Origin of the sequence: Mycobacterium haemophilum DSM 44634 (genome assembly GCF_000340435.2) — a bacterium.
Classification (GTDB): Bacteria; Actinomycetota; Actinomycetes; order Mycobacteriales; family Mycobacteriaceae; genus Mycobacterium; species Mycobacterium haemophilum.
In genome coordinates this window covers 3847879-3872310 of record NZ_CP011883.2, presented here as the reverse complement: position 1 = coordinate 3872310, position 24432 = coordinate 3847879, and the positions used below count along the sequence as shown (strand labels likewise).

The 24432-nt window shown below is 66.1% G+C and carries 19 protein-coding genes and 1 pseudogene; 15 read left to right on the top strand and 5 right to left on the bottom strand.

What is annotated here, in order from left to right; translation table 11 throughout:
• Genes B586_RS18195 through B586_RS18180 form a run of 4 tightly spaced genes read left to right on the top strand, consistent with a single transcriptional unit; the run spans position 1 to position 4244 of the window.
• On the top strand, positions 1-927 hold the full coding sequence (locus tag B586_RS18195; RefSeq protein ID WP_054879201.1) for an ABC transporter permease: 927 nt from the start codon (positions 1-3) through the stop codon (positions 925-927).
• Positions 920-1783, top strand: a complete 864-nt coding sequence (locus B586_RS18190; RefSeq protein WP_054879202.1) for an ABC transporter permease — start codon at positions 920-922, stop codon at positions 1781-1783. The genes B586_RS18195 and B586_RS18190 overlap by 8 nt, the downstream gene beginning before the upstream one ends.
• Positions 1780-3462: a dipeptide ABC transporter ATP-binding protein gene (locus B586_RS18185; RefSeq protein ID WP_054879203.1), complete on the top strand. Its 1683-nt coding sequence runs from the start codon at positions 1780-1782 to the stop codon at positions 3460-3462. The genes B586_RS18190 and B586_RS18185 overlap by 4 nt, the downstream gene beginning before the upstream one ends.
• 11 nt (positions 3463-3473) lie before the next feature.
• Positions 3474-4244: a hypothetical protein gene (locus B586_RS18180; RefSeq protein WP_047316677.1), complete on the top strand. Its 771-nt coding sequence runs from the start codon at positions 3474-3476 to the stop codon at positions 4242-4244.
• Positions 4245-4688: 444 nt separating this feature from the next.
• Here B586_RS18180 and B586_RS18175 read toward each other — a convergent pair whose 3' ends face one another.
• Positions 4689-5546: an HAD-IB family hydrolase gene (locus B586_RS18175; RefSeq protein WP_054879204.1), complete on the bottom strand. Its 858-nt coding sequence runs from the start codon at positions 5544-5546 to the stop codon at positions 4689-4691.
• A gap of 500 nt (positions 5547-6046) precedes the next feature.
• On the opposite strand from B586_RS18175, the gene ssd reads away from it, so the two are divergent.
• The 7 genes from ssd to B586_RS18140 all read left to right on the top strand — a co-directional run bounded on the left by ssd (position 6047) and on the right by B586_RS18140 (position 10753).
• Positions 6047-7114 (top strand): septum site-determining protein Ssd, encoded by a 1068-nt coding sequence (gene ssd, locus B586_RS18170; protein WP_082607762.1) that lies wholly within the window; start codon positions 6047-6049, stop codon positions 7112-7114.
• Positions 7111-8274 carry a TadA family conjugal transfer-associated ATPase gene (locus B586_RS18165; RefSeq protein ID WP_047316679.1) on the top strand — a complete coding sequence of 388 codons (1164 nt, stop codon included), beginning with the start codon at positions 7111-7113 and terminating at the stop codon, positions 8272-8274. The genes ssd and B586_RS18165 overlap by 4 nt, the downstream gene beginning before the upstream one ends.
• On the top strand, positions 8271-9074 hold the full coding sequence (locus tag B586_RS18160; protein WP_054879206.1) for a type II secretion system F family protein: 804 nt from the start codon (positions 8271-8273) through the stop codon (positions 9072-9074). The genes B586_RS18165 and B586_RS18160 overlap by 4 nt, the downstream gene beginning before the upstream one ends.
• 173 nt (positions 9075-9247) lie before the next feature.
• Positions 9248-9850, top strand: coding sequence for a type II secretion system F family protein (locus B586_RS18155; protein ID WP_211141521.1), 603 nt, complete (start codon positions 9248-9250; stop codon positions 9848-9850).
• A gap of 24 nt (positions 9851-9874) precedes the next feature.
• A complete protein-coding gene (locus B586_RS18150; RefSeq protein WP_047316687.1) occupies positions 9875-10066 on the top strand; it encodes a DUF4244 domain-containing protein in 192 nt (63 codons plus the stop codon).
• Positions 10066-10392, top strand: a complete 327-nt coding sequence (locus B586_RS22310) for a TadE family type IV pilus minor pilin (protein ID WP_082129644.1) — start codon at positions 10066-10068, stop codon at positions 10390-10392. Before B586_RS18150 ends, B586_RS22310 begins: the two co-directional genes overlap by 1 nt.
• Positions 10393-10408: 16 nt before the next feature.
• Positions 10409-10753: an Rv3654c family TadE-like protein gene (locus B586_RS18140; protein ID WP_047316681.1), complete on the top strand. Its 345-nt coding sequence runs from the start codon at positions 10409-10411 to the stop codon at positions 10751-10753.
• A 133-nt stretch (positions 10754-10886) separates the two neighbouring features.
• Here the strand turns inward: B586_RS18140 and B586_RS18130 are convergent.
• From B586_RS18130 to B586_RS18120, 3 genes and pseudogenes are all read right to left on the bottom strand, one after another.
• Positions 10887-12373, bottom strand: a pseudogene (locus B586_RS18130) (PE family protein); the annotation flags it as partial.
• Positions 12374-12769: 396 nt separating this feature from the next.
• Positions 12770-13807, bottom strand: a complete 1038-nt coding sequence (locus tag B586_RS18125; RefSeq protein WP_047316420.1) for a PAS domain-containing protein — start codon at positions 13805-13807, stop codon at positions 12770-12772.
• A gap of 892 nt (positions 13808-14699) precedes the next feature.
• Positions 14700-17027 carry a DEAD/DEAH box helicase gene (locus tag B586_RS18120; protein WP_054879209.1) on the bottom strand — a complete coding sequence of 776 codons (2328 nt, stop codon included), beginning with the start codon at positions 17025-17027 and terminating at the stop codon, positions 14700-14702.
• 348 nt (positions 17028-17375) lie between these two features.
• Between B586_RS18120 and cspA the strand changes: the two genes are divergently transcribed.
• From cspA to topA, 3 genes are all read left to right on the top strand, one after another.
• Positions 17376-17579: a cold shock protein CspA gene (cspA, locus tag B586_RS18115; protein ID WP_007166602.1), complete on the top strand. Its 204-nt coding sequence runs from the start codon at positions 17376-17378 to the stop codon at positions 17577-17579.
• Positions 17580-17749: 170 nt separating this feature from the next.
• Entirely contained in the window at positions 17750-18349 is a 600-nt protein-coding gene (locus B586_RS18110) for a hypothetical protein (protein WP_047316418.1), read from the top strand.
• A gap of 213 nt (positions 18350-18562) precedes the next feature.
• A complete protein-coding gene (gene topA / locus B586_RS18105) occupies positions 18563-21388 on the top strand; it encodes a type I DNA topoisomerase (protein WP_418001142.1) in 2826 nt (941 codons plus the stop codon).
• Between the two features lie 17 nt (positions 21389-21405).
• Here topA and B586_RS18100 read toward each other — a convergent pair whose 3' ends face one another.
• On the bottom strand, positions 21406-22998 hold the full coding sequence (locus tag B586_RS18100; RefSeq protein WP_054879211.1) for an adenylate/guanylate cyclase domain-containing protein: 1593 nt from the start codon (positions 22996-22998) through the stop codon (positions 21406-21408).
• A 156-nt stretch (positions 22999-23154) separates the two neighbouring features.
• Between B586_RS18100 and B586_RS18095 the strand changes: the two genes are divergently transcribed.
• The gene (locus B586_RS18095; protein ID WP_047316428.1) at positions 23155-24372 is read left to right on the top strand and encodes a DNA polymerase III subunit delta'; all 1218 of its coding nucleotides are present in this window, start codon (positions 23155-23157) and stop codon (positions 24370-24372) included.
• Positions 24373-24432: the final 60 nt, after the last annotated feature.

Genomic DNA, 24432 nt, shown 5'->3' with positions numbered 1-24432 from the left:
ATGGGCTGGTACGTCGCGCGCCGGATCGCCCTAATGGTGCCGGTTTTCCTCGGCGCCACGCTGCTGATCTACGGCATGGTCTTCCTGCTGCCCGGTGACCCGGTGGCCGCGCTGGCCGGGGACCGACCGCTGACTCCCGCACTCACTGCGCAGCTGCGTGCCCGTTACCACCTCGACGATCCCTTCCTGCTGCAGTACCTGCGTTATCTGGGCGGCATCGCCCATGGCGACTTGGGCCGTGCCTATTCCGGTCTGCCGGTCAGTGCTGTTCTAGCACATGCATTTCCGGTGACGTTACGGCTGGCGCTGATCGCGCTGGCGGTGGAGTCCGTGCTGGGGATTGGATTCGGTGTGGTCGCCGGCCTGCGCACACATGGAATCTTCGATTCCGCGGTCCTGCTCACCGGACTGATCATCATCGCGATCCCCATTTTCGTGCTGGGCTTTCTGGCGCAATTCGTATTCGGGATCCGGCTGGGAATCGCGCCGGTCACCGTCGGCGAACGGGCAACGTTCGCGCGGCTGTTGCTCCCCGGGATCGTATTAGGTTCGGTGTCATTCGCCTACGTGGTGCGGTTGACCCGCTCGGCGGTGGCTGCCAATGCGCACGCCGATTATGTTCGTACTGCTACCGCCAAAGGGCTGTCTCGGCCGCGGGTGGTGACGGTGCACATTCTGCGCAACTCGCTGATCCCGGTAGTGACGTTCCTCGGTGCCGATCTGGGGGCCCTGATGGGTGGAGCCATGGTGACCGAAGGCATCTTCAACATCCACGGCGTCGGCGGCGTGCTGTATCAGGCCGTCACCCGGCAAGAGGCGCCGACGGTGGTCTCGATCGTGACCGTGCTCGTGCTGATCTATCTGGTCACCAATTTGATCGTGGATCTGTTGTATGCGGCCCTGGACCCGCGGATTCGTTATGGCTGAGCAGATCCCGGACCGGAGTGGCTTCTGGCGTGAACTTCGCCGTCGCCCGGTGTTCGTCGTCGCCGGCGTGCTGATTCTGTTCGTTGGGGTGGTCGCGGCTTTTCCAGGGTTGTTCACCGGAGCCGATCCAACCTATGCCGACCCTAGCCAGAGTCTGCTGGATCCGTCGGCGGCGCACTGGTTCGGTACCGACTTGCAGGGCCACGACATCTACGCGCGCACCATCTACGGTGCGCGGGCATCGGTCACCGTTGGGTTGGGGGCAACCCTGGTCGTGTTCGTTGTCGGCGGGGTACTGGGCGCGGTGGCCGGGTTCCACGGGGGCTGGATCGATATGGTCATCTCGCGTATCACCGATGTGTTCTTCGGATTGCCGTTGTTGCTGGCCGCCATCGTGCTAATGCAGGTTATGCATCACCGCACGGTATGGACGGTGATCGCCATCTTGGCGTTATTCGGCTGGCCTCAAGTGGCCAGGATCTCCCGTGGCGCGGTGCTCGAGATTCGGGCCAGTGACTATGTGCTTGCAGCTAAAGCATTGGGGTTAAGCCGATTTCAGATCCTGCTACGGCATGTCCTGCCCAACGCCATGGGTCCGGTGATTGCGGTGTCCACCATCGCCTTCGGCATTTTTATCGTTACCGAAGCCACGCTGTCCTACCTCGGGGTGGGTCTGCCGACGTCGGTGGTGTCTTGGGGTGGCGATATCAACATTGACCAGACCCGGCTGCGGTCGGGCTCGCCCATATTGTTTTATCCGGCCGGGGCACTGGCAGTTACGGTGCTCGCCTTCATGATGATGGGTGACGCCTTGCGTGACGCTTTGGACCCGGCATCACGGGCGTGGCGAGCATGAACTGCCGCACCGGCGACGATGCATCGCCGCTACTGTCCGTCGAGGGCCTGGAAGTCAGATTCGGTACGCATACTCCGGTAATTCGCGGCATGAATCTGAGGGTGCTGCGCGGTCAGACCGTGGCGGTTGTCGGCGAATCGGGATCGGGGAAATCCACTGCCGCCGCCGCGATCCTCGGGCTGCTGCCGCCCGGCGGCCGAATTACGGCGGGACGCATCGTTTTCGACGGGACTGACATTACTGCCGCTGACCGCCGAATACTCCGGTCGATCCGCGGCCGCCGTATCGGATACGTACCGCAGGACCCAATGACCAACCTCAACCCGGTCTGGAAGGTCGGCTTCCAAATCTCAGAAGCTTTGCGGGCCAATACTGAAGGCCGTGGGGCGCGACGAAGGGCGGTGGAGCTGCTCGCCGAGGCTGGTATGCCGGATCCGGCGCGACAAGCCGGCCGCTACCCGCATCAGCTTTCGGGCGGCATGTGTCAGCGTGCGTTGATTGCCATCGGGTTGGCTAGCCGGCCGCGGCTGCTGATCGCCGACGAGCCGACTTCTGCGCTGGACGTCACCGTGCAACGGCAGGTGCTCGATCATTTGCAGCGGCTCATCGACGACCTGGGTACCGCGTTGCTGCTGATCACTCATGATCTGGCGTTGGCCGCCGAACGGGCCGAATCAGTGGTCGTCGTCCATCGCGGGGTGGTAGTGGAATCCGGTGCAGTGCAATCAATCCTGCAAGACCCGCAACACGAGTACACCCGCCGGTTGGTCGCGGCGGCTCCGTCGCTGGCGGCGCGCAACAGGGGTTCGGCGCATCTCCGATCGCAGGTGTCCATGAAAGCCGCTGTGCGCGACGCTGTTCTGGTCGCCTCGGACCTGACCAAGATCTACCGAGAGTCTCGCGGAGCACCGTGGCGGCGGGCGGCGTTTTGTGCTGTCGATGCGGTGTCGTTTCGGCTACCACGGGCCAGCACCTTAGCAATCGTCGGAGAGTCTGGCTCGGGGAAGTCGACGGTGGCGAGAATGGTGCTCGGTTTGCTGCAACCTACATCGGGCACAGTGGTTTACCACGGGAACCAGGGCGCCCAGGGCTCTCTGGTCGTGGGTGAACTCAACGGGGATGAGGAGTTAGCGTTTCGTCGGCGAGTGCAGCCCGTGTTCCAGAACCCGTACAGCAGTTTGGATCCCAGGTACTCAGTGTTTCGGGCCATCGAGGAACCCTTGCGGATCCACCGGGTCGGTGACCGCAAGCAGCGTAAGCAAGCGGTGCGCGAGCTGCTCGACCAGGTGGCGCTGCCGTCGTCAGTGTTGGGTCGGCTGCCTCGTGAGCTTTCCGGTGGTCAGCGGCAACGGGTTGCGATCGCTCGGGCGCTGGCGCTGCGGCCCGAGGTGTTGGTGTGCGACGAGGCGGTATCGGCGCTAGATGTGGTGGTACAGGCACAGATATTGGACCTGCTGGCTGATCTACAGGCCCAACTAGGACTGACGTACCTGTTCATCAGCCATGACCTTGCGGTGGTCCGGCAGATCGCCGACGACGTGTTGGTGATGCGTGCCGGCCGGGTGGTAGAGCAGGCATCCACCGAGGATGTGTTCTCACGGCCTGCCGACGAGTACACCCGCCAGCTGTTGGAGGCCATTCCCCGGCGCGCTAATACCTGTAAGGAGGTAGGGCGATAGGTTGACAAGCTGTGACGGATGATCCGCTGGCTCCGCTGATGGAGCTTCCCGGCGTCGCCGCGGCCAGTGACCGGGCTCGCGACGCGCTGGGTCGGGCTCACCGGCACCGGGCAAACCTGCGAGGCTGGCCGGTGACTGCGGCCGAAGCGGCGCTGCGGGCGGCGCGGGCTTCATCGGTGCTCGACGGCGGGCCGGTGCGACTGGAAGACCTGCTGGGGGCCGCCCCACAGGACCGTGCGGTTAGCGATCCGGTGTTCGGCGGTGCGTTGCGGGTGGCCCAGGCGCTAGAAGGCGGTGCGGGCTCGTTGATCGGGGTATGGCAGCGGGCGCCGCTACAGGCACTGGCCCGCTTGCATATGCTGGCGGCCGCTGACCAGGTTGGTGACGATCGGCTGGGTCGCCCACGAACGGATGCTGCGGTGGGTCCACGGCTGGAGTTGCTCGTGGATGTGGTGAGCGGTCGCACCGTGGCGTCGGCACCGGTGGTCGCTGCCGTCGCACACGGAGAACTGCTGACGTTGCAGCCATTTGGCAGTGCCGATGGTGTGGTGGCTCGTGCTGTGTCGCGGTTGGTGACCATCGCCACCGGGCTGGATCCGCACGGGCTCGGCGTGCCCGAGGTGAGTTGGATGCGTCAAGCCGCCGCATATCGCGACGCGGCACGTGGATTCGCTGGCGGGACACCGAAAGGTGTTGGTGCCTGGCTGGTGTTGTGCTGCCGGGCATTACAAGCCGGCGCGCAGGAGGCTTTGTCGATTGCCGAATCGCTGCCCAGTCGATAAGCCGCTATCGGTAGCCGACGGGCGTCAAAAGGCATCGGATAATTTGTCGTTGACATGTAAAGCGGGCGGCGTTCCGAACGATTCGGTCCGCCGCCCGCTAACACGGAACTCGGGTACCAAGCGTGCATCTTTGGGCTGCGTGGGTGGCCTCGGCGATTTTGCGACACTTCCGGCTGCAGCCCCACCCAAAGGGCCGTCGTGACCATCCGCTCTTCGCAATTACGCAGGCCCGCAACACTTCTGCCATTATCGCGGCTATGACTCCGCGTGGGTGCCGAGAACCGTGCTAGGGGCCCGGATCGGGAGATCGAACCTTCTCTTCCGGATCGACCTAGGCCTCACCGGGCTTCCGTGGTTCCTTTGTACTACTAGACCCTTAGCACAGCAAGGCCCAATTCGGTGAAAGTTGCAAAGCCGCATCGGATTGGGCGCGTGCGGCGTTTGCTAGAACGCGAAGCGGCGCAGCAGCGAGTAGGTTACCGCTCCGGCGGCCAACGCCGTGATACTCACCGCTGCGGTGGTCGCTATCGCCGCACCCGATGGTGCCGGGATGCGGTCGCGCAGCGAGACTGGCCGCGAGAACATCAGCACCGGCCAACCGCGCTCGGCGGCTTCTCTGCGTAAACCGCGGTCAGGGTTGACCACATTCGGGTGGCCTACGGCCTCGAGCATCGGCAGGTCGGTGATCGAGTCGGAGTAGGCATAGCAGTGTTCCAGCGGGTAGCCCTCACGGGCAGCCAACTCGCGGATCGCCTGCACCTTGCCGTCGCCGTAGCAGTAGAACGCCACTTCACCGGTGTACTTGCCGTCCTCGACGACCATTCGAGTCGCCATGGCATGGGTAGCACCTAGGGCTCGAGAGATCGGGGCCACGATCTCTTCTCCCGAGGCCGACACCACCACGACGTCACGGCCGCATAGCTTGTGGGCGGCGATGAGGTCAGCGGCTTCGGCGAATACCAACGGGGTCACGATGTCGTGCAGGGTTTCGTTGACGATCGACCTGACCTGCGCCGCATCCCAACCGGTACACATGTTGGTCATGTGACTGCGCATCCGGTCCATCTGATCATGGTCGGCGCCGGAGAGCAGGAAGATGAACTGGGCGTAGCTGGACTTGAGCACGGCGCGGCGGTTGAGCAGTCCCTGGTCGAAGAATGGTTTGCTGAACGCCAGCGTGCTGGACTTGGCGATAATGGTCTTGTCCAGGTCGAAGAACGCGGCGGTGCGGGCGTGGGCAGCGGTGGTTGCCGTTGTTTGCGGTGGGGTTTGCTGCTGAGCGGCCGAGTCGGAAACGGTCACCGATCCAGCATAGGTCGGTTGTGATTCGACGGGGCCCCGAGCCCGCGCCCACCATGGCCGGCCAGAGAGCTGCAGTCGACCGCGTCCGAAGGCGTTTTTGCGGCTCACGGTGTTTTTTTGATTGTTCGAGTACTTGCATGAGCGCGCGCTTTCGTGTGTATAGTAAGCAGTACTCGGCCTGAGCCGAGGGTGTATCAGTCCGACCCCCCGGGGCTGATGCACGACGACCCTCGCCTCCTCCCCCCCTGGCGGGGGTCGTCCCTTTTGTTGGCTGAAATTTTGCAGGTGTCAGGTTCCTCCGCCGGCCTACCTGCGCGCGATCGCCGGATCGTACTGGCCATACACCGTGTGGACGCTGGGCCGACGAGTTTGTGCACAGAGGCGTCTCTTTCCACAAATCCGCACTTTGAGACTGGTGCTACCTCGCCGCGTCGCCGCACGGTAGGTGGGTGACTAGAACTACCGGCACCCGACTGACGGGCTCGTCAGGCGTGTTGGCGCTGCTGACCGATGCACAGTTGCGCGACGAGCTGGACCGCGTTGCCGCAGCCGTCGGTGTCCGGGTGGTGCACGCTGGCGCGGAATCTCCAGTAAGTAGAAAGACTTGGTCGGCGGCCGCGGCGGTAGTGCTGGATCAAGTGGCGGCGGATCGCTGTGGTCAGGCCGGGCTGCCGCGGCGCGCCCACGTCAGCGTGCTTACCACTACTGAAGCAGCGACGGCGACGTGGGCGGCAGCCATCGCCGTTGCCGCCCAACACGTGCTGAGGCTGCCCGAGCAAGAGCACGAACTAGTCCGTGAGCTCGCCGAAGCTGCGGAATCGGCGCGCGACGATAGGCCGCGCGGCGAGGTTGTCGCCGTCGTCGGAGGCTGCGGTGGGGCCGGCGCATCGTTGTTCGCTGTGGCCCTGGCGCAGGCCGCCACCGACGCGCTGTTGGTGGACCTCGATCCGTGGGGCGGTGGCATCGATCTGCTGGTGGGCGGTGAAACCACCCCCGGTCTACGTTGGCCTGACCTAGCGTTACAGAACGGTCGATTGACCTGGTCGGCCGTGCGTGAGGCGCTCCCGCGGCACCGCAGGATCAGCGTGCTCTCCGGCACTCGGCGCGGGTACGAGTTGGACGCCGGGCCGGTGGATGCCGTCGTCGATGCTGGCCGCCGTGGGGGAGTGACGGTGATTTGCGACCTTCCTCGTCGTCTCACTGATGCCGCCGAAACCGCGTTGGATGCTGCCGATCTGGTCGTCGTCGTCAGCCGGTGCGATGTGCGGGCATGTGCGGCGACCACGACCCTCGCTCCGGTACTCGCGACGATCAATCCCAACCTCGGGCTGGTCGTGCGGGGGCCGTCGCCGGGGGGATTGCGGGCGGCTGAGGTTGCTGAAATCACTGGTGTGCCGCTGGTGGCGGCAATGAGGGCGCAGCCGCAGCTCGCCGAGCAGCTGGAACACGGCGGTCTGCGCCTGCGGCCGCGTTCGGCGCTTGCCGGGGCCGCGCGCCGGGTGCTTGCCGTGCTGCCGCGTGCGGGGTCCGGCGCGGCGGGGGTAACGCAGAATGGCAGCGCGGCGTGAGCGGTTCACTGATTGAACGTGTGCGTGAGCGGTTGGCAGCGGAATCCGCGCCGCTGCGACCCGACGTGGTGGCGGACGCGATCCGCGCCGAGTCCGGCGGGATGCTCGGGGACACCGAGGTCCTCGCCAACCTTCGGGTGTTACAGACCGAACTGACCGGCGCCGGCATCCTGGAACCGTTGTTGTGCGCAGCCGGCACCACCGACGTCCTGGTCACGGCGCCTCACGCGGTGTGGGTTGACGATGGAAACGGTTTGCGGCGCAGCGAGATTCGGTTTGCCAATGAGGCGGCTGTCCGACGGTTGGCGCAGCGGCTGGCGTTGGCCGCCGGTCGTCGTCTCGACGACGCGCAGCCCTGGGTGGACGGTCAGCTGACCGGCATCGGCGCAGGCGGGTTCGCGGTTCGGCTGCACGCGGTGTTGCCACCGGTCGCGGTCGAAGGCACCTGCCTGTCGTTGCGGGTGTTGCGGCCTGCCACTCAGGATCTGGCCGCTCTGATGGCAGCTGGGGCGATAGCGCCCCAGGCCGCCGCATTGGTTGCTGACATTATTGCCACGCGGCTGGCATTCCTGGTGTGCGGCGGAACGGGGGCGGGGAAAACTACCTTGCTCGCGGCGATGCTGGGCGCCGTCTCGCCGGGTGAGCGGATCGTCTGCGTCGAGGATGCCGCCGAGCTGGCGCCGCGGCATCCGCATCTGGTCAAGCTGGTCGCCCGGTGCGCCAACGTCGAAGGCGTCGGCGAGGTTCCGGTGCGCCAACTTGTCCGGCAGGCGCTGCGAATGCGACCTGACCGCATCGTGGTCGGCGAGGTCAGAGGTGCTGAGGTGGTCGATCTGTTGGCCGCGCTGAACACCGGTCATGACGGCGGAGCGGGCACAGTCCACGCCAACAACCCCAACGAGGTTCCCGCCCGACTAGAGGCGCTGGGCGCGCTCGGCGGTCTCGATCGGGCCGCTCTGCACAGTCAGCTCGCCGCGGCCGTCCAGGTGCTGCTGCACGTCGCACGGGACCGCAGCGGCCGACGGCGGCTCAGCGAGATCGCCGTGCTGCGCCAAACTGACGGGCGAGTTCACGCGGTCACGGCGTGGCACGCGGACCGGGGGATGACCGACGATGCGGGTGATCTGCACCGCTTGCTGCGTAGCCGGATGTCGGCATGAATGGCCCTTTGCTGGCCGCGCCGTTGTTATCGATCGCGCTGCTGGTGCTTCCGTCGTCACCGCGGCGCCGGCTGACGCCGGCGGTGCCTGTGCGTCGGCGGGTCCCGCTGATCGGCGCACGTTGGGTTGCCTGCATCATCGGGTGCGCGGCTGTCGCTGTGATGGTGTTGCTTCCGTTGACGACGGTGCTCGCGGCCGCGGTGCTGGGCACCACCATGACCCTGCGTTCCCGGCGCCGCCGCCGGCGCCGGGACGCTATGACCGAAGGGCGATCGTTAGAAGGCGCCCTTGATGTGCTGGTCGGCGAACTACGAGTGGGGTCTCATCCCGTCCATGCGCTCTGCGTCGCCGCCGACGAAACTGCTGGCACGGTTGCCGCCGCCCTACGCGCGGTCGCGGCGCGCGCCCGATTGGGCGCTGACGTGACTGCGGGCTTGTGGGCGGCGGCCGGTTTGTCGGCCCTGCCCGCGCACTGGGATCGACTGGCGGTGTGCTGGCAGCTAGCCAGCGATCAAGGGCTGGCAATAGCCACACTGGTGCGCGCCGCGCAACGCGATATCGTTGAACGGCAACGATTCTCGGCGCGGGTGACATCGGCGATGGCCGGTGCCCGCGCCACCGCTGCGATCCTGGCGGGCCTGCCGCTGCTTGGGGTGTTGCTCGGTCAACTGGTCGGGGCACGACCGCTGAGTTTCTTGCTCAATGGGCACGCGGGCGGCTGGTTGTTGGTCGTCGGCTTGGTGCTGGCCTGCGTCGGGCTGCTGTGGTCGGATCGGATCACCGATCGGCTTACGTGGTGAATCCGGCAGTGAACCCCGAAGGCGGCCGCGAGTGAGGATCGCCGCGAGGGATGAGCGAGCGGGAGCTGAGGCATGAGCCGCGCCGGCGACGATGCAGAGCGATGTGCGATGAGGTGGGGGCACGCCCCCACAAGTGGGAGGTACCCCCACCCGCTTGCGGGGGAGAGCGGCGCATGAGCACAGCGGCGGTGTTACTGGCCGTGGCGTTGTGGATCGGCACCGGCTCCTCGGCGGTGCGGGCGCACGCCGCGGTGCCGTCGCGTGCGCCTCGGTTGCGGCAAGGGCTGCTACGTGGGTCGGCACGCGGACCGGACCCGCTGGCGGTCGCGTCGAGTCTGGACGTGCTGGCGGTGTGCCTGGCGGCGGGTATGGCCGTGTCGACCGCCGCGGCCGCGACAGCCCCGTCGGCGCCGCCGACACTGGCCCGGGTGTTGCGCAGGGCCGCCGATCTTCTGGCGTTGGGCGCTGATCCGGCCGTCGCATGGTCGACGTCGCCCGATCTGCTGGCAAGCTCAGTCGACGCGCAGACCGATGCGCTGTTGCGGCTGGCGCGGCGTTCGGCGTCGTCGGGCGCGGCGCTGGCCGATGGCGTCGCCGACCTGGCCGATCAGGCGCGCCACGACGCCATACAGGCGGCCGGAGCCGCAGCGGAGCGGGCCGGGGTGTTGATCGCTGGCCCGCTTGGACTGTGCTTTTTGCCGGCTTTTGTGTGCTTGGGCATTGTTCCGGTGGTCGCCGGGCTGGCCGGTCAGGTCCTGCAGTCGGGTCTGCTATGAGAGAGGAATGTATTGGTGATCAACATGTTTCGTGTATGCGTGGCGCGAATGACGCTGTTGGCGACCGACGAGTCGGGTATGTCCACCGTCGAATACGCCATTGGGACCATCGCGGCGGCGGCCTTCGGCGCGATTCTGTACACCGTCGTCACCGGCGATTCCATCGTGTCGGCGTTGACCAACATCATCGGTCGCGCACTCAACACCAAGGTTTAGTGTCGAGTGCCGGCGCAAGCACCGTTGAGGCGGCACTGGCGATCACCGCGCTGGTCCTGGTACTGGTCTTGTGTTTGGTGGGTGTTAACGCAGTGTCGATGCAGGTCCGCTGTGTCGACGCTGCCCGCGAGGCCGCCCGGCTGGCGGCGCGTGGTGACGAACGGTCGGCGATCGCCGCCGCCCGCCGCGTCGCGCCTGATGGGGCGCGGGTCCAGCTGCACCAGGACGGCGACTTGCTGGTCGCTACGGTCACCGCACATTCAAAGCTGTTACCCACGCTGGATATTGCGGCCACAGCGGTCGCAGCGGCAGAGCCGCCGCGATGAGCGTGGCTCGGCCACGGTGCTCGCGGCCACGATGGTCGCGGTGCTGCTGTGCGCCGCGGTCGCCGGCGCCTACCTCGGAGCGGTCGTGGTGGCACGTCATCGTGCGCAGGCAGCAGCTGACCTGGCCGCCTTGGCCGCCGCTGCGCGGCTGCCGTTGGGAGCCCCAGCGGCGTGCGCCCGTGCAACGCTGGTGGCCCATGAAATGCGGGTTGATGACGTCGAATGCGGAATAGAAGACCTCGACGTCGTCGTCACCGTAGAAGTGGCAGTTGACGTTGCCCAGGCCCTTGCCGGCACTGCGCGGGCCGCTGCGCGAGCCGGGCCGGTCTATAAGGCTCAATGGGGTTATTCTGCCCCATAAGGGCCTACCAGGATGTCGCCCGGGATGGCTCTGGCTACGTAGCGCCATTGATCCCGTTCTGGCCAAGCAGCCGCCCGCCGTGGCCGCCGGTTCCGGGGGTGCCTGGGTGGGTCGTAGCGCCGCCGTTCCCGCCGTTGCCGCCGTCGCCGATCAGCACGCCGTTGCCGCCGTTGCCGCCGTCGCCGCCGTTGCTGCCCTCGGCCGAGGCTGCTCCGCCGCCACCGCCGTTTCCGCCGAGGCCGACCAGCCCGGCCTGACCGCCGGCCCCGCCTGCCCCGCCGTGGCCGGGAACGCTGAACCCTCCCGATCCGCCGGTGCCGCCGGTCCCGCCATCACCGAGCAGCAGGCCCGCGTTGCCGCCGCCCCACCGGCCCGCCGTCGAGGCCGGCAACACCGCCGGTGCCGCCGTCCCCGCCGGAACCGACCAGTCTGCCGGCCCCACCGGCCCGCCGGCCCCACCGCGAACGTGGCCAGCCCGCCGGTGCCGCCGTCCCCGCCGGAACCGACCAGTCCGCCGGCCCCACCGGCCCCGCCGGCCCCACCGATGCCCGGCTGGCCGCTAGCCCCGCTACCGCCGTCGCCGCCGGAGCCGAAGACCAGGCCCGCACGGCCGCCGGTGCCACCGGTCCCGCCGTTGATGCCGCCCGCTTGGCCGTTCCCGCCGTTGCCGCCGTCGCCGAACAGTCCTGCGGTCCCACCTGTCCCGCCGCCACCACCGTCTTTGCCGCCATAACCGCCTCCACCGCCGTCGCCGCCGTCGCCGTAGAACGCGCCGCCATGGCCACCAGTCCCACCGGCTCCACCCGTGGCCTGGTCGGATTGCCCACCATCACCGCCTGAGCCGCCGGCACCGAACAGCCCGCCAGTTCCGCCGCCCCCGCCGGTACCACCCGCGGCATTGGAGCTGACCCCACCAACGCCGCCGCTACCGCCGGAACCCAACAGCCCACCGCTACCGCCGTTGCCGCCTGCCCCGCCGGCGCCGTACAAAGAACTTCCACCGCCACCGCCGCTACCGCCGTTGCCCCACAGCCACCCGCCGGCCCCGCCGTGACCGCCATTTCCCACCGTTCCGTTCGACGTGGCGAACCCGCCGGCTCCGCCGGCCCCGCCGGTGCCGATCAGCCCGGCGGCGCCTCCGTTACCGCCGTTTTGACCGGGCGCACCCGACCCGCCGGCCCCGCCGTTGCCAATTAACCACCCGCCGGCCCCGCCGTTTTGCCCGGTCCCCGGAGCCCCGTTGGCGCCGTTGCCGAAGAGCGGGCGCCCGGTAAGCGCCTTGGCTGGCGAATTAATCACGCTGAGCATCTGTTGCTCGAGGGTCTGCAACGGCGAGGCATTGGCGGCCTCGGCGGCTGTATAGGTGCCCGCACCCGATTGCAGGGTCTGCACAAACTGGGCATGAGCCGCCGCGGCTTGCGCGCTAATCTCCTGGTAGGTTTGGCCATGCGCGGAAAAAAACGTCGCAACGAACGCTGACACCTCATCGAGCGCCGCGGGGGCTATCGCCGTTGTCGAGGCCGCCGCGGCTGCTGTGGACGCGTTGATTGTCGAGCCGATCTTGGCAAAATCCGTTGCCGCTGCCTCGAGCTCTGGAGGCGCCACTTTTAGAATTGACATGCGGTGCCTCCATCGATACAGCTTCAAACAACCCAGGTTAATACGTATTTAGTACGTATTAACCTGGGTTGTTATAGACATTGGTTACGTAATGCGTATTGCACTTATGTACAATACTGGTGCTGGCGACCCCTCTAGTTATGATTGCTGTCACAGCTGAAGGGGTCGTCCGCACGCCGCCGCCGCAATTAGCGTTCATCGCAAGCCTCGATGGCCGCTGCGCGATTGCAGCTGGTAGTTAGGGGCAGTTAGTACTATTGCGCAGTGCTGTGTGCTCATGTCGGCACTCGCTAATAACAAAATCAGTTGCACCTCTGCGCGGTGCGGGCGTGGCCTGACTTGAGCTAGCAGAGGCTTTTTGTGGCTGCCGGCGGCTGCCCCCAGGGATATGTGTGATCAGGCCTTGGTGCCGGTGGCTTTCGGCAGGCCTGCATCGGCGAGTTCACCATCGGTGGGCAGTCGCAGCGCGACCAGCCCGGCGAACGTGTCCGGTTCTAGTTCCACCCGGTTGACGGTGACATGTACCGGTACCCAATCGTTGTCGAACCCCCGCATCCGCAGTACGCCGCTGGTTGCCCCGTTGACGAATTCCTTTGTCATCGACGACATCACAGGCTGGTCGTCGGGATGTACCCGCGTCTTATCCAGATGACTGCCCCGCCAATCGTAGAATGGGCAGGGCGCGTCAAGCCATTTCAACAAGGTCCAATTGTTGAGGTCGAAGAGCGCCCGATGCACTCCCGCCTGTGCTAGCCCGTTAAGGATCCGCTTGGCCAGATCGTCGACGGATACTGATGGGCCCTTGAGCTCGGCACGCCAGTTGATTGCCCGCGCGATCAGGTGGTCACGACCGTCTGACCCCGGTTCCAGCGCACTGCGCGAGACGAATCCTATCCGGATCGGATTTCCCTGCCAATCGGTGAGATCCCAGGTGCTGCATAGCGTTTGGCCCGCCTCGGGCTTGACCACCATTGCAAGCACCTTAGTTTCGTTGTGGTTGAGTTCGCGCGAAGGAAGATCTTCCGCGAAGGCCCTGCCATAGGTGACTTCCACTTCGGGATTCTTGCCACTGTTGGCCAGCGACTCTCGGGTGTCGGTGGCCACGCCACAGGTCAGGTCCCACTTCAACGGGCCAGGGATCGGCCGCTCCGGCGGTTGCTCATCGGCAGGGCCGGTCCACACTTGCACACCGTGCACCCGGCCGTCGGACATAACCACAGGTTCGGTGCGGATCACGCGGTCGCGTTTGGTTGTGATGCTCGTGAGGCTCTGGCCGGTTTGCAGCGACTGGGCGATCGCTGTTCGGACGGCTGAGAGGTAGGGGCTGCGACGCAGGAATGTGGTGATCGGGACGAGGTTCTTGAGTTGGCGCCCCTGCGCGGCCACGACGGGTTCGTTCCCCAACGTCTCCACGAGTAGCCAGTCGTGGGTCATGCGGCCAAGTTTACGGCCGAGGCACATCTCGTTGCAGAGTCGGGGAGACCTGCTGGCAAATGCCGAGCTGTGCGTCCCTCGATTATGTTGCTGCGTGGGGCACGACACACCGCTGGGGCGTAGATCAAGCAGCACAAGATAATTGGCTGCAGCGACCGGTCGCGGGCCCGCCCGGTAGGAAGACGACCTGGCCCACCCGGGTGCGCTGAACATTCGCTTCGATGCTGCTGAGCGCGTTTACCTCGTCTGACTGCGGCGATTGCTGATCCGATGTTTGCTAGATCCGAAGCTACCTGCACAAACTTCGGCGGCCGGTTTTCGCACATAACTTGTGTCTCGACTTCGTGTCTGGTGGGCGAAACCGTTGCCGATCAGCGGGCGTCCCACCATTCGCCTGGGTGGGCGCGTTGATCACGTTGAGTAACTCTTACAGAGGATTCTGGATTACCGACACCACCCCGCCCTGCTGGTGCCGATCGCGCACGGTGGGCGGTCAACACCAAGCAAGCGATGCCTATCCTCGGTAGGGGCAACGTGGGTAAGCCTGTAACCGCGTTCGTGGTGAACTGAGTTGCGCACCCGGTCGTAGCCAGGTATTTTCCTGCTACGTCCCTATTTTCAGGATTACTGTGTGACGGCAGTTCGGCATTTCTTTGCACCGAGGAAGTGCGTTCGGGCGTCGTCACGACCCAGATCTGTGGACGTCGACCGTCGAGGGGTCGGTCGCCATCCGCCGTATTGCTCGGCGAGGATAGGTGATCCATCTCGCTGCAGCAGATCGGCCTCGTCCGTTGCGGTGCAACGCATCTGGAGGAGGACTGTCCGGCAGGCACCTCGCATCGGCTGCTGGGCTTCGCCGGTGGCGCAATCGACGGATGTTGGGCCTGAGCACTCAGCGTGACTCGTGGCCCAACTCGGTAAGCACCAGCCGCAGTACCTGCACCGCGCCGGCTTTGTCTAGCGGGTCGTTGCCGTTGCCGCATTTGGGGGACTGCACACACGACGGACATCCGCTCGGACATTCGCACGCCTGGATCGCCGCTGCCGTGGCGCCCAACCAGATACGAGCTTGTCGGAATCCGCGTTCGGCGAATCCGGCCCCGCCGGGATAGCCATCGTAGACAAACACACTGGGCAGTCCATCGGGGCCGATCGCGGTGGACATGCCGCCGATGTCGCCGCGATCGCAGCTGGCCAGCAAGGGTAGTAGTCCAATGGCCGCGTGCTCAGCGGCGTGCAACGACCCGGGAACTCGGGGTTGTTCAATACCGTTGCAGCACAACGCATCATCCGTGATACTGTACATGACCGCGGTAGTAGGTAGCATCCGCTCTGGCATCTCCAGTTCGACGAAGTCGACTACCTCTCCGGTAAGCCGGCGGCGCAGGTAACCGACAACTTGGTTGGTGACGGTCACCGGCACCAGACCCAAAGTGACTGGCCCAAAAGTCAATCGCTCACCGGTTCCGGTGACGGCGATTTCGGTGAGCTCGCGCGCAAACGTGGTATAGCCGGGATCCTCGGCGTGTACGAAGGCGATGCCGTCCTCGGTATCCAGCGCGTCGACGACGTAGCTGTCGCCCTGATGCAGGTATACCGCTCCTGGGTGCACCGAGGCCGGGGCTTGCCCTTCCCCGACACTGCCCAGCAGCCGCCCGGTGTCGGCCTCGACGATGAGGATTTGCCCGCCGGCCGAACCCCGGATGTCTATCGCGGCATGTGGTTCTAGGCCTGGTGCCGGGAAATATCTGCCGGATCGGTGCCGCAGCAACCCGTCGTCCACCAGGTCCTTGGCCACCTGCTCGGCGCCCAAGGACCGGACTTCGGCGTCGTCGAGCGGTAGTTCGGTGGCGGCACACAGCAGTTGGGGTCCCAGGATGTAGGGGTTGGCGGGATCGATCACGATGCGCTCGACCGGCTTGTCCAGCAGCGCGGTCGGATGGTGGACCAGGTACGTGTCCAATGGATCGTCGCGAGCGATCAGCACCACCAGTGCACCTTGGCCGCGCCGGCCCGAGCGGCCAGCCTGTTGCCAGAACGAGGCGACCGTCCCGGGAAAGCCGGCGAGCACCACCGCGTCCAGACCGGCGATATCGACGCCCAACTCCAGTGCGTTGGTGGTGGCCAGGCCGCGCAGCTGGCCCTGCGCCAGGGCATGCTCCAACGCGCTGCGGTCCTCGGCGAGATAGCCGGCGCGATACGACGCCACCGTGTCGGACAGCTCCGGGGCGATATCGTTCAGCCGCGCTGCCGCACCTAGCGCGGTGAGTTCCGCAGCGCGCCGCGACCGCACGAAGGTCAAGGTCTGCGCTCCCTCAGCGATCAGGTCGGCCATCACTCGTGCCGCCTCGGCGCCCGCGGAGCGGCGCACCGGGGCTCCGTTCTCGCCGGCCAGGTCGGCCCGTAGCGCGGGCTCCCACAACGCGACCGTGCGGGCTCCCTGCGGTGAGCCGTCGTTGACGACTTCCTCGACCGGCTGGCCGATGAGTTCGGCGGCCGTCGTGCCCGGCGAGTCCGTCGTCGCGCTGGCGAAGATCACCGTCGGGGCGTTACCTGGCTGGGAAGAATAGCGATCGCACAGCCGCAACAGGCGGCGCAGCACCATCGCCACATTAGAGCCGAAAACGCCACGGTAGTAATGACATTCGTCGACGATTACAAAGCGAAGGCCACGCAACAAGACGGCCCAGCGGGCGTGGTTGCGCAAGATCGATAAGTGGAGCATGTCGGGGTTGGAGAACAGCCACCGGGAGCGCTCCCGGGCAAAGCGGCGCACCTCGGCGGGACTGTCACCGTCGTAGGCGGTGGGTGCGACGTCATGTAGCCGCGGCACGGCGCTGGCCAGTGCGTGCGCGGCACGTAACTGGTCGTGGCCAAGCGCTTTGGTCGGCGACAAGTACAGGGCTCGGGCTCTCGGGTCTGTTGCCAGCGTATTGAGCACGGGAAGTTGATAGGCCAGTGATTTTCCCGACGCGGTGCCAGTGCTCACCACCACATGGCGGCCCGAGTGAGCCAGCTCAGCGGCCGCGGACTGATGTGACCACGGTGAGCTGATGCCGCGGTCGGTAAACGCGCGCACCACGTCGGGCTCGGCCCAGGCTGGCCAACGGTCCTGCCGGCCGTCGCGGGGTGGTAGCTCGGCAACGTGGCGCAGCGGATGCTCGTCTGGCGCGGTACCAGCGAGCGCGGCGGCAAGCAGTTCGCTGCCGAAACTCGCCATTTCAAACCCTCCTCGGTGCCTCGCGATGCCCCCGGTTTGGGGGCCCCGCAGCAGCGTCACGGCCCCCGAAATCCGGCGTCCGGATGACGCCGAGGTTAAGAGACCATCTCGTCAGCAATCACTCCACGACAAGAGTCTGTCGCCGAGACGAGGAACATGATTGACTGGTGGCGGTCGCAGCTTCTGTGTTCGTGTCACACTTTCGCAGGAACAACGTTGCGGTCGCGGTTCCTGCGAGGTGATTGGTCGGGTGAAGTTCCGGCGACTCCGCGAGGTATGGCGGTCGTACTCGGCCCGGAGCATCGAAAGGCGGTGCTCCGCACCCAGAAGAAAAGGAAAGATCGAGAGATGCCACAGGGAACTGTGAAGTGGTTCAACGCGGAGAAGGGGTTCGGCTTCATCGCCCCCGAGGACGGTTCCGCGGATGTTTTTGTCCACTACACGGAGATCCAGGGTTCGGGCTTCCGCACCCTTGAAGAAAACCAGAAGGTCGAGTTCGAGATCGGCCACAGCCCCAAGGGCCCCCAGGCCACCGGAGTCCGTTCGGTCTGACCCAGCAGATTCTGGCGAAAACCCCCTGTGTCCTCCCGCTTAGCGGGTGCGGCCGGGGGGTCTTCGTTATTTAGCTGCCCCTGGTCAGGTGCCGAAATGGTGCAGGCGCCGCGGTCGCCGCGCCGGATTGTTCAAGCCGTGGATCGCCGAGCTGGCCTACTGTCGGGGGCGTGAGTCAGCTCTCCTTCTTCACGGCCGAGTCGCTACCCCCCGCAATCGCCGATCTTTCCGGTGTGTTGGCGGCTTCCGGCCAGATCGTGATGGTTAGCGCTCCTAGTAAAAGTCCCGCCCCGGGCGCCCGGCTTTCGGTGGTAGTAGATCAGCCCTGGCGTGCCTCGGCGCTGGCCGAGATGATTCGCGAGGCTGGTTTGGCACCCGAGATCTCCCGGACTGAGGAAGACACCCCGCTGGTCAGGACGGCGGTGGACCCGCTGTTGTGCCCGATCGCCGCCGAATGGACACGTGGCGCGGTCAAGACGGTGCCCCCGCGGTGGCTGCCGGGGCCGCGCGAGCTGCGGGCCTGGACTTTGGCGGCCGGCACCCCGGAGGCCGACCGTTACCTGCTGGGTCTAGATCCGCACGCACCCGATACCCATTCACCGTTGGCGTCGGCTCTGATGCGGGTCGGAATTGCGCCCACCCTAATCGGCACCCGTAGCGGTCGACCGGCGCTGCGGATCAGCGGCCGTCGCAGGCTATCGCGCCTGGTAGAGAACGTTGGGGAACCTCCCGACTGGGCCGAGGCGTTAGCGCTGTGGCCGCGGGTTTAGCGGCCCGCTCAGACCACTGTTTGGTGCAGTCGGTTTGCGCAGGCCCACCCAAGGGTGCGAAATTGTCAGTTGCCCGCGGGCGGAGGGATGCCAACGCAACTGCCTTTCACCGGAGTCTTAGAAGCCGGCCGGTCATTTCTTCGTGCAGGGTGGTCCCGCAAGGGACCGGGATTAAGAGATGGAGCGTAAGCGAAGTTGGCTGACCCGAAGTCGGTGAAGAGCCCCGGGGGCTCTAGGAGCGGCGGAAATGGGAGCCCGCGGCGACTTGTCATAGTCGAGTCGCCGACGAAAGCGCGCAAATTGGCAGGCTATCTGGGCTCCGCGTACATCGTCGAGTCATCCCGGGGGCACATCCGTGACCTGCCGCGAGCGGCGGCCGACGTGCCCGCGAAGTTCAAGTCTGAGCCGTGGGCCCGGCTGGGCGTCAACGTCGACGCCGACTTCGAACCGCTCTACATCATCAGCCCCGAAAAGAAGAGCACCGTCACCGAACTCAAAGGCCTGCTGCAAGACGTCGACGAGCTCTATCTGGCCACTGATGGTGACCGCGAGGGCGAAGCCATCGCCTGGCACCTGATGGAAACTCTGAAACCGCGCGTTCCGGTCAAGCGGATGGTTTTCCATGAGATCACCGAGCACGCGATCCTCGCTGCCGCGCAGCACCCCCGTGACCTGGATATCGACCTGGTTGACGCGCAGGAGACCCGACGCATCCTGGACCGGCTATATGGCTACGAAGTTAGCCCGGTGCTGTGGAAGAAGGTCGCGCCTAAGCTGTCGGCCGGCCGGGTGCAATCAGTGGCCACCCGCATCATCGTGCAGCGTGAACGCGACCGGATGGCGTTCCGCAGCGCAGCGTACTGGGACATCGTTGCCAAGCTGGACGCCAGCGGGTCCGATCCGGCCGCCCAGCCGCCCACCTTCACTGCCCGACTGACCAATGTGGACGGCCAGCGCGTGGCCACTGGCCGCGACTTCGACTCGCTGGGCACGCTGCGTACTAGGGGCGGCGAAAGCACCCCAGAAGTGACAGTGTTAGACGAGGCCAACGCGACCAGGCTGGCCACGGCCCTGCGCGGCGCCCAGCTGACCGTGGCGTCGGCGGAGGAGAAGCCCTACACCCGGCGCCCGTATCCGCCGTTCATGACATCGACGCTGCAGCAGGAAGCCGGTCGCAAGTTGCGGTTTTCCGCGGAGCGCACGATGAGCATCGCTCAGCGGCTCTACGAGAACGGCTACATCACCTACATGCGTACCGACTCGACCACGCTGTCGGAGTCAGCGATCAACGCCGCCCGTACACAGGCACGTCAGCTCTACGGCGAGCAATATATCGCCACCTCTCCTCGCCAATACACCCGCAAGGTAAAGAACGCCCAGGAAGCCCACGAGGCCATCCGGCCCGCCGGCGAGACGTTCGCCACCCCGGACGCGGTGCGTCGCGAACTCGACGGCGATGAATTCCGGCTCTACGAGCTGGTCTGGCAGCGCACGGTGGCGTCGCAGATGGCCGACGCGCGCGGCACTACGCTGAGCCTGCGGATCGCCGGTAGTGCGGGCGACCCTGGCCAAGAACAGCAAGTGGTGTTCTCCGCGACCGGGCGCACCCTGACCTTCCCCGGCTTCCTTAAGGCCTATGTGGAAACCGTGGACGAGCTGGCCGGCGGCGAGGCTGACGACGCCGAGCGGCGATTGCCGCATCTGACTCCGGGTCAGCGGTTGGATGCCATCGAGCTGACCCCGGACGGGCACGCCACCAACCCGCCGGCGCGCTATACCGAGGCCTCCTTGGTCAAAGCGCTGGAGGAGCTGGGTATCGGCCGCCCGTCGACGTACTCGTCGATCATCAAGACCATCCAGGACCGTGGCTACGTGCAGAAGAAGGGCAGCGCCCTGGTGCCGTCGTGGGTCGCGTTCGCCGTTACCGGTCTGTTGGAGCAGCATTTCGGCCGCCTCGTCGACTATGACTTCACCGCGGCGATGGAAGATGAGCTTGACGAGATCGCCAACGGGCATGAGCAACGCACCAACTGGCTCAACAACTTCTACTTCGGCGGCAACCATGGTGTGCCCGATTCAATAGCCCGCTCCGGTGGATTGAAGAAGCTGGTCGGTGTGAATCTCGAAGGCATTGACGCCCGAGAGGTCAACTCCATCAAACTGTTTGACGATGCGCAGGGTCGTCCCGTCTATGTTCGGGTCGGCAAGAACGGGCCGTACCTGGAACGTTTGGTAGCAGGCGATGATGGTGAGCCCACCCCGCAGCGGGCCAACCTCAACGGCACGCTCACCCCGGACGAGCTCACCTTGGAGGTTGCCGAGGAGCTTTTCGCCACACCGCAAGAGGGGCGCGTCCTGGGCGTGGATCCAGAAACCGGCCACGAGATCGTCGCCAAAGACGGTCGGTACGGGCCTTACGTGACCGAGGTCCTGCCTAAGCCCGATGACGACGACAGTGCAGCGGATCAGGGAGCTAAGAAGGGTAAGAAGGCGTCGGCTTCTCAAGGCCCCAAACCGAGGACCGGGTCGCTGCTGCGGAGCATGGATTTGCAGACGGTCACTCTCGAGGATGCGCTGAAACTGCTGTCGCTGCCTCGGGTTGTTGGTGTGGACCCTGCTTCAGGTGAAGAGATCACCGCGCAGAACGGGCGTTACGGCCCATATTTGAAGCGCGGCGCCGATTCTCGGTCGCTGGCAACCGAAGACCAGATGTTCACCATTACTCTCGACGAAGCGTTAAGGATCTACGCTGAACCGAAACGTGCTGGCCGGCAAAGCGCTTCGGCGCCGCCGCTGCGTGAGCTGGGGACTGATCCGGCGTCAGGCAAGCCAATGCTGATCAAGGACGGCCGGTTCGGCCCGTACGTCACCGATGGTGAGACCAACGCTAGCTTGCGCAAAGGCGATGACGTGGCGTCGATTACCGATGAACGTGCCGCCGAACTGCTGGCCGACCGACGGGCCCGGGGTCCGGTTAAGCGGCCCGCTAAGAAAACTGCCCGCAAGGCGCCGGCGAAGAAGGCGGCCAAGCGCAGCTAGCCCCGGCACCCGCGGAATCAGCCAGTCACCTCGCTGGAGATCTCTTCAGGGACAGCCAGATTCACCGGTCGGGCAAGCTGGGTAGGTGCTGTGCGTCCGCGCAGCTCGACGATTTCGCCGACGTTCCAGCACAAAGCTTCGGCGTCGAGCGCGCCGCTGACCGCGATCGCCGACGCGAGCACATGGCCATCCTCGAGTTTGGCTAGTTCGGTGAGTCTCGCCGCCTCGTTGACCGGGTCGCCGATCACGGTGTACTCGAAGCGGGCTTGCGCGCCGATATGGCCGGCGATGGCCCTGCCGGCCGACACCCCAATGCCGAACTCCGCGCTACCCAGCACCGGCAGGAGTTCGTCGTGCAGCTCACGTGCGGCCGACAGCGCCGCACCGGCACCGTCAGGGTGCTCGATAGGCGCGCCGAAGATCGCCAGCGCGGCATCGCCCTGGAACTTGTTGACGAACCCGCCGTGCCGCCCGACGGTGTCCACGACCACGCGGAAGAACTCGTTGAGCAGGTGGACCACCTCGGCGGGTGGTCTTGTCTCTGCGAGCTGGGTGGAGCCGATCAGGTCCACGAACAGCACCGCGACGTCGCGCTCCTGCCCACCCAACTCGGTGCCGCGCTCCAAGGCCCGGCGGGCCACGTCTTCGCCGACGTAACGACCGAACAGGTCACGCAGCCGCTGCCGCTCGGACAGCTCACGCACCATGTCGTTGAAGCCGGCTTGCAGCAAGCCCAGCTCACTGGCGTCATAGATCTGCATGTGCGCGTTGTAATTGCCGCGCTGGACCTCGGACAGTGCCCAGCGCAGTTGTCGCAGCGGATCGGCGATCGACATGGCCACCAACCAGGTGCTGACCAGCCCGAGCACCAACGCCGCCAACGCCAGCAGCAGGATGGGGCTGAAAAACTGCTCCGGCGGTGCATGCAGTAGGGCAATCTTGTCGGCCACCACGGCCAGCACGATCGCCAGGATTGGCACGCCGGTGGACGGCACCCAGGTCAACATCAGCCGCAAGGTGACACCGGGTGCTTTGACGTTCTCTGGTATGCCGCTCCGCAGGGCTGCCACGGCCACCGGTCGCAAGACCCGCTCAGATTGCAGGTAGCCGATGATCGCGGTCGCGGTGGCGCCCAGTGCGGTGGCGAGCACCACGATGGGCGCTGAATGCCTGGCCGCCGACCAGCTGGCGACGATGAATACCGCCCCACCGATGCTCCAGGCCACCAGGCTGATCATGGTGCGATAGAAAGGCATGCGTAGTGCGCGGCTACGGGCCAGTTCGGTCGCGGCAGGATCAGCCTCGGCGAGCAGGTTGTCGCGGCGTTGCCATCGGAAAACCGGCATCAGCAGCTTCAGGTTCACTGCGAACCCAGTGGAGAACGCCACGATCACCGAGATGGTGAAGATTGCCAGGTTGCGGACGGGCAGATCCTGCAGCTCGACGCGGTCCTGGGGTGGCAAGCCGTAGCGCAGGAAACCGAGCACGAACAGGGCGCCGATGATGTCGGACTGCAGCATGCTCAGCGAGAACACCGGCCACGGGGTGCGCACCACCCACCGGACGAACGCACCGATCCGCCCGGGCAGTCCTGCCGCCTGGGTTGCCACTAACTCACCGTATCGGTCGGCGGGGACTTGTCGGAAACCTCCAGCGTCTTTGCTGGTCGCGGGAGGGTGGTGCGAGCGGCCAAAGGGTCACGGAAATGTCGCGACATGGCCGCCGATCGGGCATCATGTCGGTCGGTATCGCTACTGTTACCGATGATGTCCGGGGTGTTTACGCGGCTGGTGGGCCAAGATGCGGTGGAAGCCGAGCTGCTGGCCGCCGCCAAGGCCGCCCGTGGTGACTTAGTTCACAGTCGGACGGCTGACGGGACTATGACACATGCGTGGCTCATCACCGGTCCGCCGGGCTCGGGACGCTCGGTTGCGGCGGTGTGCTTCGCGGCCGCGCTGCAATGCACTGCAGACTTCGCCGACGGCGGCCCGGGCTGCGGGCGCTGCCGGGCGTGCACGACGACGATGGCCGGCACCCACGCCGACGTCCGCCGGGTGATTCCCGACGGCCTATCGATCGGCGTGGACGAGATGCGCGCCATCGTGCAGACCGCCTCGCGCCGTCCGACCACCGGGCGTCGGCAGATCGTGCTGATCGAGGACGCCGATCGGTTGACCGAAGGAGCCGCGAACGCGCTGCTCAAGGTTGTCGAGGAACCGCCGCCGTCGACGGTGTTCCTGTTGTGCGCGCCGTCGGTGGATCCAGAAGACATCGCGGTCACGTTGCGGTCCCGCTGCCGGCATGTCGCGCTGGTGACCCCGTCACCCGCGGCGATCGCGCAGGTACTGATTGACAGCGACGGGCTGGCCGCCGACACGGCGAACTGGGCGGCGTCGGTCAGCGGTGGCCATGTGGGACGGGCGCGCCGGTTGGCGACCGACCCGGAAGCCCAGCAGCGACGCGAACGGGCGCTCGGGCTGATCCGCGACGCCGCGACGCCGTCGCGGGCGTACGCCGCGGCCGAGGAACTGGTGGCCGCGGCCGAAGCGGAGGCTCTGGTGCTGACCGCTGAGCGGGCCGAGGCCGAGACCGAAGAGCTGCGGACGGCTCTGGGGGCCGGCGGCACCGGAAAGGGCACGGCTGGGGCGCTGCGCGGCGTTGCGGGCGCGATCAAGGATCTCGAGCGGCGGCAGAAATCCCGTCAGACCCGTGCTTCGCGTGATGCGCTGGACCGAGCATTGATCGATTTGGCGACCTACTTTCGGGATGCGTTGTTCGTTTCGGCGAATGCGGGGCCGGTGCGGCCCAACCATCCGGACATGGCCGACCGGGTAGCGGCGCTGGCCGCTCATGCCACGCCGGAGCGGCTGTTGCGCTGCATCGAAGCCGTGCTGGAGTGCCGCGAAGCGTTGGCGGTCAACGTCAAACCCAAGTTCGCGGTCGACGCTATGGTCGCGACCATCGGCCAGGAACTGCGCGAATAACTCCCTGGCGACGATGCGGCTTGGGTTGGCCAGCCCATCTGCCGTAGACTCGTGCCGCCC